General features: G+C 39.8%; 15 protein-coding genes. 8 read left to right on the forward strand and 7 right to left on the reverse strand.

The window, feature by feature from the left end; translation table 11 throughout:
* Window positions 1-28: 28 nt before the first annotated feature.
* Both ASG93_RS18455 and ASG93_RS18460 read right to left on the reverse strand, forming a co-directional pair.
* Window positions 29-1,828, reverse strand: a complete 1,800-nt coding sequence (locus ASG93_RS18455; protein WP_056834069.1) for a sensor histidine kinase — start codon at window positions 1,826-1,828, stop codon at window positions 29-31.
* Window positions 1,818-2,642, reverse strand: a complete 825-nt coding sequence (locus tag ASG93_RS18460) for a response regulator transcription factor (RefSeq protein WP_235550890.1) — start codon at window positions 2,640-2,642, stop codon at window positions 1,818-1,820. Before ASG93_RS18460 ends, ASG93_RS18455 begins: the two co-directional genes overlap by 11 nt.
* A gap of 323 nt (window positions 2,643-2,965) precedes the next feature.
* Here ASG93_RS18460 and ASG93_RS18465 point away from each other — a divergent pair, with 323 nt between their 5' ends.
* The 7 genes from ASG93_RS18465 to ASG93_RS18495 all read left to right on the forward strand — a co-directional run bounded on the left by ASG93_RS18465 (window position 2,966) and on the right by ASG93_RS18495 (window position 12,223).
* Window positions 2,966-4,237 carry an erythromycin esterase family protein gene (locus ASG93_RS18465; protein WP_321166693.1) on the forward strand — a complete coding sequence of 424 codons (1,272 nt, stop codon included), beginning with the start codon at window positions 2,966-2,968 and terminating at the stop codon, window positions 4,235-4,237.
* Between the two features lie 348 nt (window positions 4,238-4,585).
* The gene (locus ASG93_RS18470) at window positions 4,586-5,734 is read left to right on the forward strand and encodes a tyrosine-type recombinase/integrase (RefSeq protein WP_056834073.1); all 1,149 of its coding nucleotides are present in this window, start codon (window positions 4,586-4,588) and stop codon (window positions 5,732-5,734) included.
* Window positions 5,735-5,737: 3 nt separating this feature from the next.
* Window positions 5,738-7,330, forward strand: a complete 1,593-nt coding sequence (locus ASG93_RS18475) for a tyrosine-type recombinase/integrase (RefSeq protein WP_056834075.1) — start codon at window positions 5,738-5,740, stop codon at window positions 7,328-7,330.
* 3 nt (window positions 7,331-7,333) lie between these two features.
* On the forward strand, window positions 7,334-9,109 hold the full coding sequence (locus ASG93_RS18480) for a tyrosine-type recombinase/integrase (RefSeq protein WP_056834077.1): 1,776 nt from the start codon (window positions 7,334-7,336) through the stop codon (window positions 9,107-9,109).
* A 54-nt stretch (window positions 9,110-9,163) separates the two neighbouring features.
* Window positions 9,164-9,628, forward strand: coding sequence for a hypothetical protein (locus ASG93_RS18485; RefSeq protein ID WP_156410952.1), 465 nt, complete (start codon window positions 9,164-9,166; stop codon window positions 9,626-9,628).
* Window positions 9,615-10,025: a hypothetical protein gene (locus ASG93_RS18490; protein WP_056834080.1), complete on the forward strand. Its 411-nt coding sequence runs from the start codon at window positions 9,615-9,617 to the stop codon at window positions 10,023-10,025. The genes ASG93_RS18485 and ASG93_RS18490 overlap by 14 nt, the downstream gene beginning before the upstream one ends.
* Window positions 10,026-10,039: 14 nt before the next feature.
* Window positions 10,040-12,223 carry an AAA family ATPase gene (locus tag ASG93_RS18495; protein WP_056834082.1) on the forward strand — a complete coding sequence of 728 codons (2,184 nt, stop codon included), beginning with the start codon at window positions 10,040-10,042 and terminating at the stop codon, window positions 12,221-12,223.
* A gap of 151 nt (window positions 12,224-12,374) precedes the next feature.
* Here the strand turns inward: ASG93_RS18495 and ASG93_RS33655 are convergent, their stop codons facing one another.
* The gene (locus ASG93_RS33655) at window positions 12,375-12,719 is read right to left on the reverse strand and encodes a helix-turn-helix domain-containing protein (protein ID WP_063891905.1); all 345 of its coding nucleotides are present in this window, start codon (window positions 12,717-12,719) and stop codon (window positions 12,375-12,377) included.
* A 133-nt stretch (window positions 12,720-12,852) separates the two neighbouring features.
* Here ASG93_RS33655 and ASG93_RS18505 point away from each other — a divergent pair, with 133 nt between their 5' ends.
* Window positions 12,853-13,857 (forward strand): DGQHR domain-containing protein, encoded by a 1,005-nt coding sequence (locus ASG93_RS18505; RefSeq protein WP_056834084.1) that lies wholly within the window; start codon window positions 12,853-12,855, stop codon window positions 13,855-13,857.
* Window positions 13,858-13,987: 130 nt separating this feature from the next.
* On the opposite strand, the gene ASG93_RS18510 is transcribed toward ASG93_RS18505, so the two are convergent.
* From ASG93_RS18510 to ASG93_RS18530, 4 genes are all read right to left on the reverse strand, one after another.
* Window positions 13,988-15,334 (reverse strand): hypothetical protein, encoded by a 1,347-nt coding sequence (locus tag ASG93_RS18510; protein WP_056834086.1) that lies wholly within the window; start codon window positions 15,332-15,334, stop codon window positions 13,988-13,990.
* An 81-nt stretch (window positions 15,335-15,415) separates the two neighbouring features.
* Window positions 15,416-16,537 (reverse strand): SEC-C domain-containing protein, encoded by a 1,122-nt coding sequence (locus tag ASG93_RS18515; protein ID WP_056834088.1) that lies wholly within the window; start codon window positions 16,535-16,537, stop codon window positions 15,416-15,418.
* Between the two features lie 503 nt (window positions 16,538-17,040).
* Entirely contained in the window at window positions 17,041-17,421 is a 381-nt protein-coding gene (locus ASG93_RS18525) for a YolD-like family protein (protein WP_056834093.1), read from the reverse strand.
* Window positions 17,418-17,669, reverse strand: a complete 252-nt coding sequence (locus tag ASG93_RS18530; RefSeq protein WP_156410953.1) for a hypothetical protein — start codon at window positions 17,667-17,669, stop codon at window positions 17,418-17,420. Before ASG93_RS18530 ends, ASG93_RS18525 begins: the two co-directional genes overlap by 4 nt.
* Between the last annotated feature and the right edge of the window lie 174 nt (window positions 17,670-17,843).

Genomic DNA, 17,843 nt, shown 5'->3' on the forward strand with positions numbered 1-17,843 from the left:
ATGGGTTCAAACGAGTATGCGGTATTCCTTACTTCATGGTTGAATCTGCCGACCTCTTCTCATCTTTGCGCGGTAAGGTTAATGTGACCACTGTGCCCTGACCTACGACGCTGTCAATCTGCAAGCCAAATTTCATTCCGTAATGCAATTGAACCCGCTGATGTACATTAATCAATCCAATTCCCATACCTGAATCATCAACAGTCACTTGCAAATTTTCCCGAATCTGCGCTAGTCTTTCAGCCTCGATCCCGTTTCCGTTATCACTTATAGTGATGATAAATAAATCATCCTCAAAAAAACCTCGAATATCAATAAGCCCTTGGTCAATCTTCATTTCCATACCGTGAATGATCGCATTTTCCACCAACGGCTGCAGAATAAATCGCGGAACTAACAAGGGCAGCGCCCTCGTATCTATGTCGATAGAAATGGTAATTTTATCTCCATATCGATATTGCTGAATATAGACATACTTATTCACATTGTCCAATTCCTTGTCGAGGGGGATGTACTCTTTTCCCTTGATTCCTTCCCGCATTAAATCACCCAAAGCTTTGGATAATTTCCCTACTTCAGGAACGTTCTTCATGCGCGCAAGCCAATTGATTGTTTCTAATGTATTAAAGAGAAAGTGAGGGTTAATTTGGAACATTAAGTATTTTAACTGCGACTGCTGCTTCAACAATTCCTCTTGATAAACGGTATTGATTAAATGATGAATACGATCAATCATCCGATTAAAGTTTCGACTCATCACCCCTATCTCATTGCGGGAATTGTAATTAAATTGAATATCAAAGCGATCTTTCTCCACATCTTTCATCATTGCGGAGAGCTGACGAATGGGTTTAGAAATACTATTGGACACAAAATAGGCAAGTAATAAAGCAACCACAATACAGATAATGAAGATAACAAACATCCAATTTTTCAATTCAATAGACGTTTGCGAATACTTAGCATCCGGAATGACACTGACGATCTTCCAATCGGTATTCCCGATGGCATGATAAGTAATTATATAGTTAATCCCGTCTATCTTCTCACTAGTATGATCTTGTTCTGGTCCATGTAACACGCGACTTATATACGGGTAATCAGGGGTCGTATTAATCAAAGATTTATTCGAATGTGAAATGATCCTTCCATTCTGATTGATAATATACATTTCGCCTTCATTGTTTAATTTCGTCTGCGCAAAAACCGAATATAAAGCGTCTTCTTTAAGATGAAGTTCAAAATAGCCGATTTTCTTCAGGTTTCCTACATCAAACATAGAACTTCTAGCTGTAATCGTTAGCTGCTCGGGATTCGTATTCATCCAAACTAAATTGCCCTCATTCTCTTTCAGTACATCCCAATCGTGCGTATCCATATCATTGGATTTCAAGACATTTCCCGACGAAAAGACATCGTTACTTAAAGCGTAAAGTCTGATGTCCTGTACGTCTTCGCTATCAATGATAGCACCATCCAACAAGAGCATAATTTTGTTCATTTCATCTAAATATTCCAGTTGACTATGAAAGCCTAGATTGGCTTTTTTTAGTGCATCCCTTATTTCTTTATTGGTAAAAAGGGAATAATACAGCCGCTTGACTTCCTTCATCTTGAACTCAATATTTTTGCTTACTTCGGTTAACAAATCGGTGGTATAAGCGTTTGTTTTTTCCTGTATGAGCGATCGGGATTTTTGATAAGTTAATGTGCCAATCACAGCTAATGGAATAAGGTTCAAAATGAGGAAGGACACTAGTAATTTTTTTTGAATCTTCATGTCCAGTATCCATTGCCGCAACCTGCTTACTGGCTGGTTACGTATCATTTAAGTGCCCACCTCGTTCATCATGTCTAGAAAATAACTGCTTACGAAAATCGTTTGGCGTTTGTCCGTAATGTTTTTTAAACATTTGTCCAAAATATCTGGAATCTCGAATTCCCACCCGGCTGGCTATTTCAAATACTTTAATCTGCGGGTCTGCTAGCATATCCACAGCTTTTTGCATACGAATTCGGGTAAGTGTATCTGAGAAGTTTTCTCCCGTTTCCTTCTTAAATAAGCGGCTCAAATAGTCTGGATGATAATGAAGCATGTCCGCAACTTTGGCAATGGTCATTTCCTGCATGTAATTCAATTCTATATAATCCATGATTTGCGCAATCACTTCATTCAGCTTGGATATTTCACCCTCCGGTACCAACATGCCTTGCAGTGTAAACGAATATTCCTTCAACTGATGCCGCAGACCAAGCTCTAACTCATTCCGCTTGCGATCCTCTTCAATCATTTGTTTGGCTTTTCTGCAAGCCAGCATAATTTCATCCGGATCCGTAGGCTTGAGAACAAAACCAACGGCTCCCAATTTTATCGCAGTCATCGCGTAATCCAACTGATGGTAAGCCGTAATAAATACCCATTTGACCGATGGATTCTCTGCTTGTATAAGTTCCATTAAGGCTAGTCCGTCCAGACCCGGCATCTTAATATCGGTCAATACCAGATCAGGCTGAATAGCTCGAATCAGCTCTAGAGCCTCCAATCCATTGGCCCCCAACCCTACCAACTCAAAGCCTTCTTTTTCCCATTCTAAGGACTGCAAGCCCATTCGAGTGATCGGCTCATCATCGGCAATAATCATCCTAATCACACATATTCCTCCCCGCCTGAAGTAAGTGAGTTCATTATCTTTGTTTTTGTTTAATAGTTCAATGACTAATTGCCATACAAGGAAGGATTTTGAGTCTACAAACAAAAAAAGGGACCTAGCCAACGGGGCCAGGTCCAAAGTTTATATTAAAAAAGGGGGGTCTTGTTTATTATAATACACCCACTATGTTAGAGAAGTGTAACAGGAATGTTCCAATTGTGTTACAAAAAAAGCGATTCCGTTCAAATGGCTTTTTTGTATGCACTTTTGTACATACTACAGAATGTAAATCTTTAGGAATAGGAGTCAAACAAGTGAAAGTTGAAGACGCCATTGTGGAACAGATTAGACAGCAAGCTATGCGGCTGAGCACCTCCGAAGATTTGGATGTATTAGTAGAGGCAATCGGGGACAAGAAGTACGTTTTACTCGGTGAGGCAACGCATGGTACATCGGAATTTTATAAGCTGCGCATGGAGCTAAGCCGTAAATTGATTGAAACGAAAGGTTTTTCTTTTATTGCTGTTGAAGGCGACTGGCCCTCATGTTATGAGGTCAATCGCTATGTGAAGCAGTACACGGATGCAAAACCGAGCTCCCGAGAGGTCATGGAAACTTTTAATCGCTGGCCGACGTGGATGTGGGCGAATGAAGAGGTTGGGGAGTTGATGGAGTGGCTCAACCAACACAATGCAGATAAGCCCGTGGAAGAGCGAGTCGGGTTTTACGGTCTGGACGTCTATAGTTTATGGGAGTCGCTAGAAGAGATCGAACGTTATTTACAGGAAAAAGGCACACCCGAGCAGTTAGCTCTGGCGCGGAAGGCATTTGAGTGCTTCGACTCCTATGAGAAGGAGGGGCAAAATTACGGGGTTTCGGCGGCTTTTTACGGCGAAAGCTGCCAAGATGAGGTTGTGAAGCTGCTTCAAGCACTTCACGCGAAACGCGTGCGGTACGAAGAAGACAGCGAAGCAGCTCTTAGCGCGGAATTAAACGCGCTTGTTGCTGTGAACGCTGAGGATTACTACCGCACCATGGTTCGTCACGACGCGGAATCGTGGAACGTCCGCGACCGGCACATGGCCAGCGCGCTGCGCCGCCTCGCCGACCACCACGGCCCAGACGCCAAAGTCATCGTCTGGGAGCACAACACGCACGTCGGTGATGCGCGTGCTACGGATATGTTAGCCGACGGCATGGTCAACGTCGGCCAGCTCGTGCGCGAAGCGCACGGCGAAGCCGATGTGTTCGCCATCGGCTTCGGCACTTACCGCGGCACGGTCATCGCCGCGACATCCTGGGGCGCGCCGATGGCGACGATGCAAGTGCCCCCTGCCCAGCCGGGCAGCTGGGAGGAGCTCATACATCGCGCCGGCGCGTACGATCAGATCCTCCTGCTGAGCAAGGAGGATCCGATTCTCGGGCACGAGGTGCTGGGGCACCGTGCCATCGGGGTCGTGTACCGCCCTGGCCATGAGAGAGGGAATTACGTTCCCTCTCTTATGGCTCGGCGGTACGACGCCTTCGTGCATGTGGATGAAAGCCATGCGCTTCATCCGCTAACCATAAATAAAGTGCTTGTGTGAATTCACACAAGCACGACCTCTCCATTTCTGAACTTCCACTATTGTATGGTATTAAGACCCGCTTATTTCTTGATCTTTCTATGCACAATTATATCTACTAATTTAACTTGATACAAAGGGAAAATTGGGGGTTAAAGTCATTATTCCACATCCACTAAAAATTAGTATATTATGACGTGTTTATGTCTACTAATTGAGAAGGGGCTCTCGGTTGTTTCTCCTCTCTTTTTTTCCGAATTTAATGTATTATATGTGGAATAACTTAAAGTTAATTTAACGTTTATATGTCCACTTGTCTTTGCGTCGATATGTGTACTATAATCATAAATATTGGAGGGATAATATTCCATGTCAAAAATTTCTATGAAAGAAATGAAAATTATTAGCAACATTGAAGCGTTCACATTAAAAAGTTTTACGACAATCGCAAAAGATGGATTCCCAATGTATCCTGTTCATTCATACTTACACCATCTTCATAACACAAATAAAGCTCCCAACACCATCGAATCCTATACAAGATACATTATGTATTTTCTACAATGGCTTGATAAACAAGGCATCCAGTTTGAAAATCTAAGGGTCGTACATCTTGAAGAGTATAAAGGTAGCCTTCAACAGCAGGGTGAAAATACGACAACAATTAAGGCTTACATCGGAGAGGTAAGAAGATTCCTTCAGTGGTGCTTATCTCCAGAAAGCCAGGCAGAAATCTTCAAGGAAAAACATGCGGGAATACGTGGTGGTTATTTTGACTATCTAAATAATTCTGAGGAGAGAAAGAAGTTAGTAGAGATTAAAACACCTCAAGAACGAAGTAAGAATTACAAACACTTGGTTTCAAGCGATGTTTCTAAGATTAGAGAGTGGATTAGAGAATATTATGATTACGACATACAAAGGTATCGTTTATATTCAGTTATTTTTGAACTTATGGTATCAGCCGGTTTAAGGCGTGGCGAAGTCCTCTCCCTCCCCTTTAATTGTGTAGAAGTCCGCAATGAGCGTGGTGAAATTAGTCACGATTTGAAAGTGCAGAATTCGCCAGACCCAAAGGATAGAGAGCTGTTAGCAGAATATGGTGAATCTTTGAAGACGGGTGAAAGGCAAATTCCAATCACCAGCAAACTAGCGGAGACCGTCGCCAGATGGAAAGCGGTAAGACCAATGGAATCATGTCATGGTTTGTTACTATCCAATCCTATACAAGAAAGATATGGAAAAATGTTTACCCGACGAGCTATACAGTGCTTCTTTGACACTATGAACCAACATTGTGAAGACTTATCCGTCAATGTCGTCCACCCTCATATGTTACGACATACGTATGCCACTGAGTTAGCAGAACATGGGCTTGGTATAGACGATATAGCATTTCAATTGGGTCATGGCAATATAGAAAGCTCCGCGAAATATATCCACCAGTCGGGGAAACAGAGGAGAGATAAATTAGCTAATATCTATGCAAGAAGTAGTATCTTATCGGGGGAGATTTAAACAATGGCAAATGTTTTACAGTTTACCAAGAATCCAATAACGAAATTGCCTGATGGTAAATGGATCTTGGAGTGGGAGGAAGGACATCGGAGTTATAAAACTTCTTTACTTTGGAAACACATCCCCCATGCATATCGTTTTTTTTGGGAAACAATTGTTCAGCATTTTATAGACAAACAAATGTTTCATACTGCAAAAGATATAGTACCGGCAATACAAGTTTTTCATGAATGGATAAACCCCACTGATATTATTTGGGACGGCTACGATGATTTGGATGAATTCCATTTTGCAGCCTTTGCCGCTTGGTGTGAAAAAGAGAAGAAGCACAAGCCAGCCACAATCCGACAACGGTTGGTAAACTTGCGACTAGCCTTTCTCCAAGCAGACCAACTCAGTCTACCTCAAGCATCCGCAATTACAGCAGAAGCCATTTTGAAAGTAACAAGCACACATTTTAAGGATTTAAATGCAAGAATGGCTGAGGATAACTCCGACCGTGTTCTTGTTGAGAAACAATTAACAAAGTTATTAGAAGCTGCAAGGAAAGAAAAAGATAAATGTTTGGACTCATCACCGGATAATTCAGAAGAAAAATATAAAAACGATTTCCTAGTTGTTGTTGCATTTTGGCTAGGTTACAAGTATGGCATTCGCACAGTGGAATTACTTAACTTGAAAGTAACCGATGTCATTGATGAGAAAAACGGGATGCTTCGATGTCAGAAGGCGGTCGGCAGAGGGAAAGGAAAACCAGAGAGGGAAATTCACTTTGCTGATGATGCTTCATTGGGTTTACTTAGGAAATACATAGCGTGGTCTGCACCTATTAGGAAGAAACTAGGAACTGATGCGCTTTGTGTGAGTTTAGTTCGTAATAAAAAATTTAAAGATAGGGTAGTTCCTCGTGTTACCGACGCTAACTTAATGAACCAAGTGCACTATAAAAAATTCCAGAAAAAATACGACATTTCATTTGATTCGTTTAACGGGACAAACTTACGGAGAACTTTTGGTTCAAATCTTGCTAAGTTTACTGATAATTTAGCAATTGCGCAAAGCTTGCTTGGACATGAAAATGTACTGACAACTCAGAAACATTACATTGCTCAAAACAATATTGAATTATCCCACCAAGTCACAGATGCATTTGGAATTCGAGCAGCAGAAATTGCCTTTAGCAGACGAAATCCTTGTGTGAGCGACGAAGAATTCATCAAAGAACATCCCGAACTAGCAGCTAAATACGAAGCAGAAAAAAAGAAACGTGATGTGACCTTAGGGGTGTGCAGCGCTCCGACTAATGACGACACTGATGAAATTGATTGTCAAAGAAAGATTATAGGTTGCATTGGGTGTAAAAAATTAGTTCCAATGGCTAACAAACTCCAAAACTACAAACGAGAATTACAAAGAGTCTTAAAGGATGCGGAGGATGATTCCTTCGACAGAACCAAACAAAACAGCATCAACCGAGCGGAGATGTTTAAAGCATGGATTCATCTTATAGAAGAAGCAGTAGCAAAGGTAATAATAAAAGAGCCTGATGCTAAGCTTGGTTCCATAAGAAAACGAGTTACTAAGAAGGAGAAATAGCCTATGAAACGTTTATATGTATCGAGTAATTATGATTTTGATGCTATAGGCGCAATAATTCGAACAGAATATTCACCGTTTAATGGCAGAAAACTCATTCAAATCTCACGTAAAAAAACTCCTAACTACGGTGAAAACAAAGCGTATCGAAAATTTATTGAGAATGATTTAAGGCTAGGCGATAGTTTCAACTTTTCAGATGAAGTATGGGATTTACATTATAGAGCAACCCAAGCAACAAGAGGTTACGGAAATGTGTTGGATTTCACTGATATCCCTCAATGGATTAGACCGTCTATCAAAGCATTTCTTGCATGGAGGCTCGCATTTGAAAAGTCAGCTAATGGGGTATTAAAGCAAACAATAACCGCATGTGAAAAGTTTGCCAAATACCTAACCACCTATCATCCTGACATGAATAGTATTAGTGAACTGGATCTTGGGATTGCAAGTGGATTCGCTAACTATGTTTCAGGACTCCAAACAAATGAGGTAATGAAATTTAAACTCTATTCTCCTGTTCGAAAATTCGCTAATTTTCTAAAGGAGAAGAATAAGCACATTGTATCCCCTAATTTTTATTTACTTCATCGCTTTAACGGGTACACAAAACCGAAAACTCTCGCTGAAAAGAAAAAGAAAGCAGCTCCTCCACAGTTTGTCAACCAACTTTGGGCGAGATTAGAGGATGAAGAAGAACAGTTATGGAAAGCTTTACATAGAATCGACGAGGAGTATATCAGCTCGATAAAATATCGAAAGTCCAAAGCTAAAAAACTTGAATCTGCACTAATTCAAAGGGTAAAGGCAAGCAATCATCTAGTCTATTGCCAAGCTCTGAAGATTATTATTGCCACGGGTCGTCGCTCTTCCCACGTTCTTCTTTGCGGGAGAAATCCGCTTATTCCAACTAAAGAAGATGAAGCGAAAGGTATTTGGTTTCAATGGAATGAAACAAAAATGAAGAAAGCAATGCAGAAAGTCTTTGTGCCCTATCCCCTTTCTGAAGATGTGATACAAGCAGTTCGAACTGCTCAAGAGCTAACGAGTGATATGGCGCTGAGTGAATTAGAAACGCAATTGTTCATCAAACGAGATACAAAAGGGAAGCACATGAAAATTAGTTATTATGATATGAAAAATTGGTTTTCAGAATCTCGTGGCCAAGGTTTTTTGAAAAGACATAAAATTATCTACGATGTTGATATGGAGAAAGTTGCGGGATTTCACCAGTTTAGACACCATAGAGCCACAGCACTTAAACTTGGTGGAGCTAGTATTGGCACGATACAGGCAGATCTGAAGCACAGAACAGTAAACATGACGGATGTTTACATGGATAGAGATGCTATTGCGAGAGATAAATTTGAGACCCTCGTCATAAATGGTGATTTGAAGGGCTATATGACCGAACTAGTATACAATAAAGAAGTTAAGTTAGACGCGTTATCTACCGTGGAATTAGAGAGTTTTAGAGAAATTGGCTTGCTCGTACAGACAACAAGATATGGATACTGCACAATGCCTTTGACGAAGGGGCCTTGCCCTTATGAAAACAAATGCTATATTAACTGCGATGGTGGTGAAGGTTGTTGTAAATATCACCTTTATGGTCCAGAGGATGTAACAGTAATGGTTAACGAAATTGATGTATATGCTGAGGATTTAGCTAAAGAATTGGAACATAACCCTGAATCCATAATGGCTCAACACTATAAGGCTATCATTGCACACAAGCAATCCCTCCTTAATGAAATCGACCAAAAGGTGGTTGTATAAACAATGGCGAGAAAGGCACATGCGGGTGAGGCAATCGCTAGAACGTGGGAAGAATTGATTGAAAAAGGCGGAAAGTATCCTACCATTACGGATTTTTGTGAAAAAGCTGGAATCTCGAAAAGTGTTTTATATAAAAACTATCCGGATGATGCCAAGAAGATTCAGGAACGTAGGGATTCGAGACTTCACAAGAAAAGAAAGTTGTCTCCAGTAGCGAAACCGAGGGGTGCCGAAAACCTAAAAATTGCCGTGGAGCAAAATAAGCTTCTTTTTATCGAAACCCAACGAATAGAAAAGGAGCTCCAACAAGCGAAAGACAAAATTGCCAAACTTGAAGAACAGTTAGTTCATCTGAACAAAACGGAAACTAAGAACCAACTGTTACTTACTGGTTTCGATTTTCTAATTAGGGAACTACAGATGAAAGGGGTAGTCGAAGAGCGCATTAGAACTATATGGAAGTCCTTTGAAAACAACATTCTTCCAGTTGTGGAGGGCAAAAACCATGCCTCGAAATAGGGTGTCGCCTGAAGCAATCCTTGAAGCAGTTGATGACTTAATTCACCAATGTCAAATCACTGGAGAAAAGCTAAATGGTGCCTTAATCGCAAGAAGGGTTGGCTGTAGCAGGGCTACCCTTTATCAGAATCCAAAAATCAGAGCCCGACTTGAAGAGATTGGGGTAATTACTAATACTCCTTCCATAACAGAAACTGAGGAGAAGGAGCCCGTTGCGGACAGGCCTAAGAAGGACACAGGCATCCTTGAAAAGCGTCTCCAGAAAGCAGAGGAACGGGCAAATCGGTTGGAACTCTTGCTTTCTGAATCCAATGAAAAAGTGCGCTTTTTGGAAGCAGAAGTAGAGCGTTTACGTCTCAAAAACCATCTACTATCTGAGGGGCGTTCTATTTTATAAGGGGTGAACCTGAGTTGTCAGTTGACGAAAATTGCATCAATATTCGTGGGGTTGTTGAAGAAGTCCTTTATGAGAACGCCTTTGGTTGGAGCGCTCTGCGTCTTCGTAGCGATGGGGTAACCATGAGAGCTATTGGTACACTAGGTCGTGTGAAGAAAGGCGAAATATGGTCTATTTCAGGCGTTTGGGAACATGACCTTTTATATGGGGCCCAGATCAAGATAACTTCAGGATATCCCGTCATGCCAACGGGAAGTGATGAACTAATCGCCCTTTTATCGGGAGACCAATTCCCTGGCATAGGTGCTTCGACTGCATCTAGTTTAGTCCGCGCTTATGGAAATGAGCTATGGAAAGTCCTTGAAAATGACCCAAATCGCATTGAGCGCGAAGGCATCATTACCCCCAATAAAGCCAGGCTCCTTTTGGAAGCCCTTAATGGTCTTCAATATCGCTGGAAGCTCCTCAGATATCTTGTTGAAAATAAGCTGCCATTGCGATTATTGCAACCGTTAGCCACGCTCTATCTGGATAAAGCAGTAGAACAAATACAAGAAAACCCATATCGTTTGTTATCATTTACGGATTGGGAAACCGCTGACCGAATAGCAATGACATTACAAATTCCTAGTGACGACCGCAGAAGACTTGAGGCTTCTGTCATTCACGTTCTACAACAATATCTTGGTCGTGGTAATACAGCAATGTACACCGACATCCTGCTCCAGAAATCGAGTAGAATTTTATCCGTTTCTCCAGAATCTATCCAAAATTTTTTGAAAGAACCGTTTATAATATTTGCTGGCGAGAACCTCGTTCAATTAACTGGTATTGCTAGTCAGGAAAGGACCGTGGCTAGAGTCTTCGCGGAACTCAGTTACAACTCTTATCCACTTGCATCCACTGAGTGGGTTGAAAAATGGCTTGATGAATACGAAAGAACCAAGGGCATTAAGTTAGACTTTGATCAGCGCCTCGCAGTTCATGAGGCTGTGAATCATCGTTTATTGGTTCTAACCGGCGGCGCTGGAGTTGGTAAAACATTAGTGATTGATGCTATTCGCTCCATCTTAGCAGATTTGGGGGAATTGGTTATGCTTACTGCCCCTACGGGTAGAGCCGCTAAGCGCATCCAAGAAACGACGGGTAAAGAAACCAAAACTCTTCACCGAACATTTGGATACTCTCTACGGGATTTCGATTTCAGGAAGGATATCGAGTTAACAGCGCTTGTGATTGATGAAAGCTCAATGGTTGATTTGCGTCTCTGGAGTACCATAGTAGCATCGGTTAATGAGAACACGCGTCTAATCATTGTAGGCGATGCCGGACAATTGCCGAGCGTCGGACCAGGGCAAATATTAAATGATTTATTAAAGTCCAATGTTCCGTCCGCTGAATTAATTCGCATCCACCGACAAGCCAGCGATAACCCCATTCCCTACATCACGACAGACATCCGACAAGGAAAAACACCAGACCTCCCCGCTTGGAAACATCAGCTAAAAGGGGTGTTTCTCATCAGCCAAGAAAATGAAGGAACGGGAGCTGAATGGACAGTTCGACTGGCTACCGAAGCATTACCGCTTGTTGGCATCCCGTTAGAACAAACTCAAATCCTTTCGCCATTGAGAAAGAGCTTGTGTGGTACAAGAAACATCAATTCGATGGTCCGGAAGAAGCTAGGCAGGGTCGATATTAACCAACGAATCCCCTTCTCTGTCGGAGACCGCGTGATTCAAACGGCAAACAACTACGATTTAGGAACAAACGGGGTCATGAATGGGTCAACGGGGATAGTGGTCGAATACCTAGACGACGGTGTAATTGTTGATTTTGATGGAGAGCTAGTGCAGGTTTCAGGAGCGGCAGTTGGCGAACTAGATTGTGCATATAGTATATCTGTTCATAAATCACAAGGTTCACAGTATCGAGCCGTAATCATTCCCTTGTATCCTACAGCAGGACCGCTTCTGAACCGACAACTTATTTACACTGCAATCACAAGAGCAACCGATATAGCATTTATCATCGGGACAAAAGAAATGTTCGATAGCGCGATAAAGAACTGCACCTCTTCCTCGCGGACTACTGCCTTTTCGATTCACCTTAAACAAGCATTGTTCGATGCAGCTAGGAAACAGAATGAGATTAATTATCAATTGAATATATTTAACGTGATGTCGGATGGTATTTAATTATGTTTAATGATGCAGACCACCGCGACGACGTCTGCATCATTAAACTTTTGTTCTGCTTAGCTTAGTAACTGCACTCAACAACTCCCTAAATATAAAGAAACATCCCCATCACGAAAATTCATAAACAGCCTCTACACACTTTATATAACTACTCAGAATTCTTTTTTATTAAAAATATCTCCTTTAAAATACTACTCACTCTTTTAATATCCTCGCGGCTTTTATCAAACAGCAAGATCTGAATTTTTTCTAAATCCTCTCTGTTCGCATCCTTATTACTTCTATCCGTCTCAAATAACTGACCAGGTTGAATTTTCAACGCCGCGGATATTTTCTCAATAGTTTCCAAAGTTATATTAACGGTACCTTTCTCAATTCTTACCAAATGGGATTGGTCTAATGGGATTATTTCCGCCAACTGTTCCTGCGTTAGATTTCTTGCTTTTCGATAAAATCTTATTTTTTTGCCAACATGCTGAAAAAGTACGGACATTCTACCACCTCATTAATTAGAGTAGGCTTGTCCGTGCAACTAAAGAAGATCATTATACTACATAATACCATTTGATTTTATGTATTATAATACATAAAATGAATGTAAATACTACAAGATAGGGAGACAGGACATGAGCATATTACTTAAACAGCATGTTATTGAAAATGTCCTTCAATATAAAATGCGAGGTAAGGTCGCGTATTTAGGACATGTAGCTGCCTCAGATGCAATCCAGATCACTTATGTAAAACCATACGACCTTCCGTCTGGCAAAGGATATCAACGCCCCGTAGACACAAAAAGAGCAAATGATTTTGCGCTTTATTTATCAAAGGGAGACAACTCGTTATTTACACCAATTCTTCTTAATGCCGAATCAAAATGGGATTTCGTTCCTTATGATAAATATAGGCCATCCTACGGTAGACTACTCTGCAAAGAAAAAGCATCCTTAATGGACGGGCAACATCGTTTAGGAGGGATCAAAAGATATATTCAAGAAACCAATTCTGAAATAAACATTCCGTTTCTTGCATTGCACTATTTGGACGAGGATGAAGAAATTCAACTCTTTGATACAATTAATACAAAAGCAAAGGGAATAGGCGTTTCTCTTAGCCGTTATTTACGAAGACACTCTGATGATCTAAGTTGGATCGCTACAGAATTAATACTTCGAAACGATAGTCCCTTTTTCAATATTGGTACTATTACTGGCAAGCGAAATGCTGGCCGACATGTCACGCTACAAAATCTATATAGAGTACTAGAGCTCCTTTTGAAAAGTACTAATGTATCGAACCTTACGAAAGAAGAAAAATTGATGCTTTGTCTTTTTTATTTTAATGGTTTGAAAGAAATTTTTAGTCAAGAATGGATGGACTATAAAGAATATCGTATTACTCACATTGTTTGTTTAAATGCATTAGCCATTTCAGGGTCAGAAATTTTCTCTGAATTAGTTTCAGTGGACAAAAAGCAAATTGATTATATTCGTATTACAAAATATGTGAAGAAGATTAAGAAATTTGATTGGTCGTCAAATGGTAACCTTAAATACATTAAGGGGTTCAGTGGTTCAAAGACCCTAGCTTCAGATCTCATTGCTCAAATGATGCCGGAGAAAGCTGATTAATTATTAACTCGAATAAAATCGAAACTAATAACCAAAATGAAGCAGGTGGTCACAGCGCCTAGCTTTGTTTTGGTTATTGATGCGAAAAAAAGTCCAAGACTACCACTACTACGAACCCTTTATGTACGTTTTAAAAACTCTTTTGTTGTGGCGGGCTTTCTGACCAGTCAATGTACTCACCAGTATAATTTAGTTGCTTTAATATTATTTTTTCAAGTAAAGCTGCCATACGTGTCCATTTCAAAAAATCATCCTTCTCGTGAATATATGCTCCATGTGCAGCATCATTTCTTTTTTTAACAAAATCAGTTACCCAATTTTGATCGAAAATAATATCATGATGATGAAGTAAGTTTATAATTCTAGATTTTAAATTTCTTTGCAGTAATGCATTTGTTTTTTGTTTTAAGTTAGATTCACTAAAGTCTTCCCTATCAACTTCGTTAAGCAATGGTAAGATATGTTCTCTTACCCACAACTCGAAACTAGGATCAATCATTTTTTTTCTAACTGGTTTACTAATATATCTAGATTCAGTTTCAGGTATCGAACGTTCTATATAATCCTCTATAGAGGAGCCTAGAGAAGTAAAGGGAGCCGGGAATACGAGCCTCTCAGATGAAAAGTGCAAGCCATTAATGAAAGTCCTTATAGCTTTTTGTTTTTCCTCACTAAATGACTTATATTCAGTAAAAGCCTTTGAGATGTAAGAAGTCAGAATATAGGGAAATTCAAAACGTATCAATTTTCTAAATGTTCCTAACCGAGGGTACTTCACATCTCTAAAATAATTAAATACCTCCTCATTGTGTTGATACGCTATAGCATGGATCCAGCTTACTGGCCCATCGTACACAAAACTCATAAGATCTGATACTAATTCTATAACCTTATTTGCTTCTGAAAAGTATATATGATTACTAGAAGCTTTTTGTACAATGACTTTTAATGTGGAAATATCATTACCTTTACTGATGATTTCTTTTTTCTTTTCATGAATTGAAGTTTCATTTAAACCTGAAAAAGTTAAAGTATATGTATCGTTGTATTCTAACGTTAAGTTGCTTTTATTTAAGAAATTGAATGACCCTTTTTTTTCAAATTCATCGAAACCAATAAATACATTCGGAAAATAGAACTCAATGTATTCAAACTGTTCGTTTCTATCCCCGATCTCAATTGAACTACAACCAAATATATAGCTTATCCCATTTTTATCCTCACTCTCAGAAACTGATTTGAGGAAAAGGTTTTGAGCGATAAACTGTCTATTATCTTTAGTTTTAGTTATTAACTCCCAAGAATGATTTGGGAGCGTCATGAAATTCTCCTGAAATATGTTTGTTTCATTTTTAACCGCTTCGATTTGTAATAAACTTCTCCTAGATAGTGCTTTTGGACTCCAATCAAAGTAGAACTCAGCTTCGATTTTCTTTTCTCCGTTTTTATAATCAAATGTACCTAATCCGTTAATCATCTTTTGTCTAGTCCACCTTTCGTTGTTGCATTCCCCACATAAGGACTGAATAAAATGTTTTTTCTAAAATGATTACATAGTTTAAATTTCTTTAGGTATCACTGAGTATCTCATTATGGAATTAAGAATTGAATCAAGCACAGCTATATTACTGATTCCATGTTCCGGTGAATCTGATTTTTTAATGTATGCCACCGACGGATTCAAATCGCTTTTGTTGCCAGAATAATAGTAAGCAAAATTCGTGAAATATAATGCGTTAAAGGGGTCGGGCATAGGTGATTGCTTACTTTTATAGTTAGAGTAAATTTGATCAATATCATTTTCCCAAGTTTTTTCTGGTTCTACCTCTATATTCTGTAGATCCACATCTTTTGAAGGAAGATTCATATCGATGAAAATGATAAATGGAATTCCTACTGGCTTTTGCATTCTTGCTTTTCTGAACAAGTGCATTATATTGCCCTTAAAATCAGTCTCCTCATCAAATACTCCCTCTTCATGCAGTACTCCTTTTCTTCGTTTACTTTTGGCTTCAACACCAATTTGCTGTCCTGATTCTCTATGTGTAGCGATAAACTCACAATGGGTTTCGCTTTTGTTTTTATCATCCAAGAATTCAATGTCAAATCCTGCTCTAGCCATTATTGCTGCGACAGTTACCTCGTACCGCGCTCCTTGAAATTCGTGTGTGTCTTTCAATCTCTCAATAAAAAAATCTGGCAAACGATTTACAGTCTGAAGGCAGAACAAATCAAAAGCGTGTTGCAAGAGGGATTGAACTTCACCTGTAGTGTTACCGAAATAAATTTTGCCATGTTCTGTTTCAAAAAAATGTTCGGAGTTAATCATTCCCCAATCGCAGAATGCCACCCACCATTTAAACGTAACATGACGCTTTTCTGGTTGAATCGTCACCTGAAGTTCATGAAAATCTTTACCATAGGTCATTCTATAAGCTATTAAAATTAAAAATTCATGGAATGTTTCAAGTAGCGGTCGAAAGTAGAGAGTGTTCCATATTGCACGTATCTTTTGGCCTTGATATTCAGTGCTGGGTACGAAATTCAAGAAGGGTTCAGGATTATGGGGAATTGGTATGGCATTTAAGGGAATATAATTTTCTTTATGTAAGCAACAGTTTTTATATTTTTTCCCACTTCCGCAAATACAAGGCTCGTTTCTTTTATGTCCATTGCCCATAAGTTCCTCCAACATGGTATCAAATAAATGCTCTTAATCTTATTATAATGGAATTTCTTGGGGTTTGTCCGCTCTTAGTAATCTACCCGTTAATAAAACAGGCTGCCGAATATCGGCAGCTTGAACTTAATGCCCTAATATTTACCTCATGTACAATCAATACTTTTTGGAACATCTCTGCACGTTATTGTCAGAAAAGAAATAATGAAATTTGGGTCGATTCTTTGATGTTCTCACTCTTACCTAAAGTAATCAAAGTACCAATTGCCACAGCGCTAGTACGTCCTTTTCCACCACCGCAATGGAATCCAACATTTTTAACGCTCTTATACGCCTCTACAACGTGATTTATAGCTTGTTGGTATGAAGACTTCTGCAATGTCACCAAACGGCCTCTGAAGCCATTCTACGCCATCTGTAGGATAGGCACACTCCGTAGCTTCACCACGCAAATCGACTAGAACCTCAACGTTCATTGACCGAAATGAGCATTATTGAATATTCTACGGATCAATCCTCTCTGCTTCTGTCCATTCTTTACTTAGTTCCGCCTTAAGAACATCTTGAAATCTGATCCAATCCCAATCCTCTAACCCGCTGAACGGATCAATGGTATCCAAACGAAATTCTCCATGCTTACTGCGCGTCACTACACCCGAAACAGTACGCGACTGATATTTGTCATATATGGTGAGTTGTACAACTCTTTTGTAAATTTGGGATTGGCTAAGTGTATTAGAAATGAAATGAATTTCTTGCTCATCGAGTACTTGCCGCTGAATGTTTTGCTTTTCTTCCTTAACTCTGATTGCGGACTCTTTATGTTGAGGAAGCAGCATCCGACTTGATTCCCATAGACCGTTCATTTCTAGTTTCTTGCTCATCTATAATGCCCCCCAATTTTACCAGCCCTGTCCGTTGCCAATCCTGCTCCAAATACGGCTTTCAAGAAATCTTCGTAGAGTTCAAAAGTAGTTGCCCAATTAGAGATATACTCAAATGGTGGGAAACCTGGATTATTATCTGATATATCCTTTCGTTGTCTTATCAAATCGCAAATTTGCTCATCAATATTACTAATTCGTTTATCATAATGGTCCGTTGGACGTTCAAATGGCATCCGTTTCATCATTGTCCTCCTCATTGCAACTCATTTACTACAATATGTCTATCTAAACATTAACATATAATGGATATCCAGTAAAAAATATTCCCCCCGTTAATATAGTCGTTAATTGAGAAAGCTGCCGTCATATGCTAAATGACAATTGAATTTTTTTGTAACTTTTACGATGGCTTATTCGAC

The organism is Paenibacillus sp. Soil787, assembly GCF_001429545.1.
Classification (GTDB): Bacteria; Bacillota; Bacilli; order Paenibacillales; family NBRC-103111; genus Paenibacillus_E.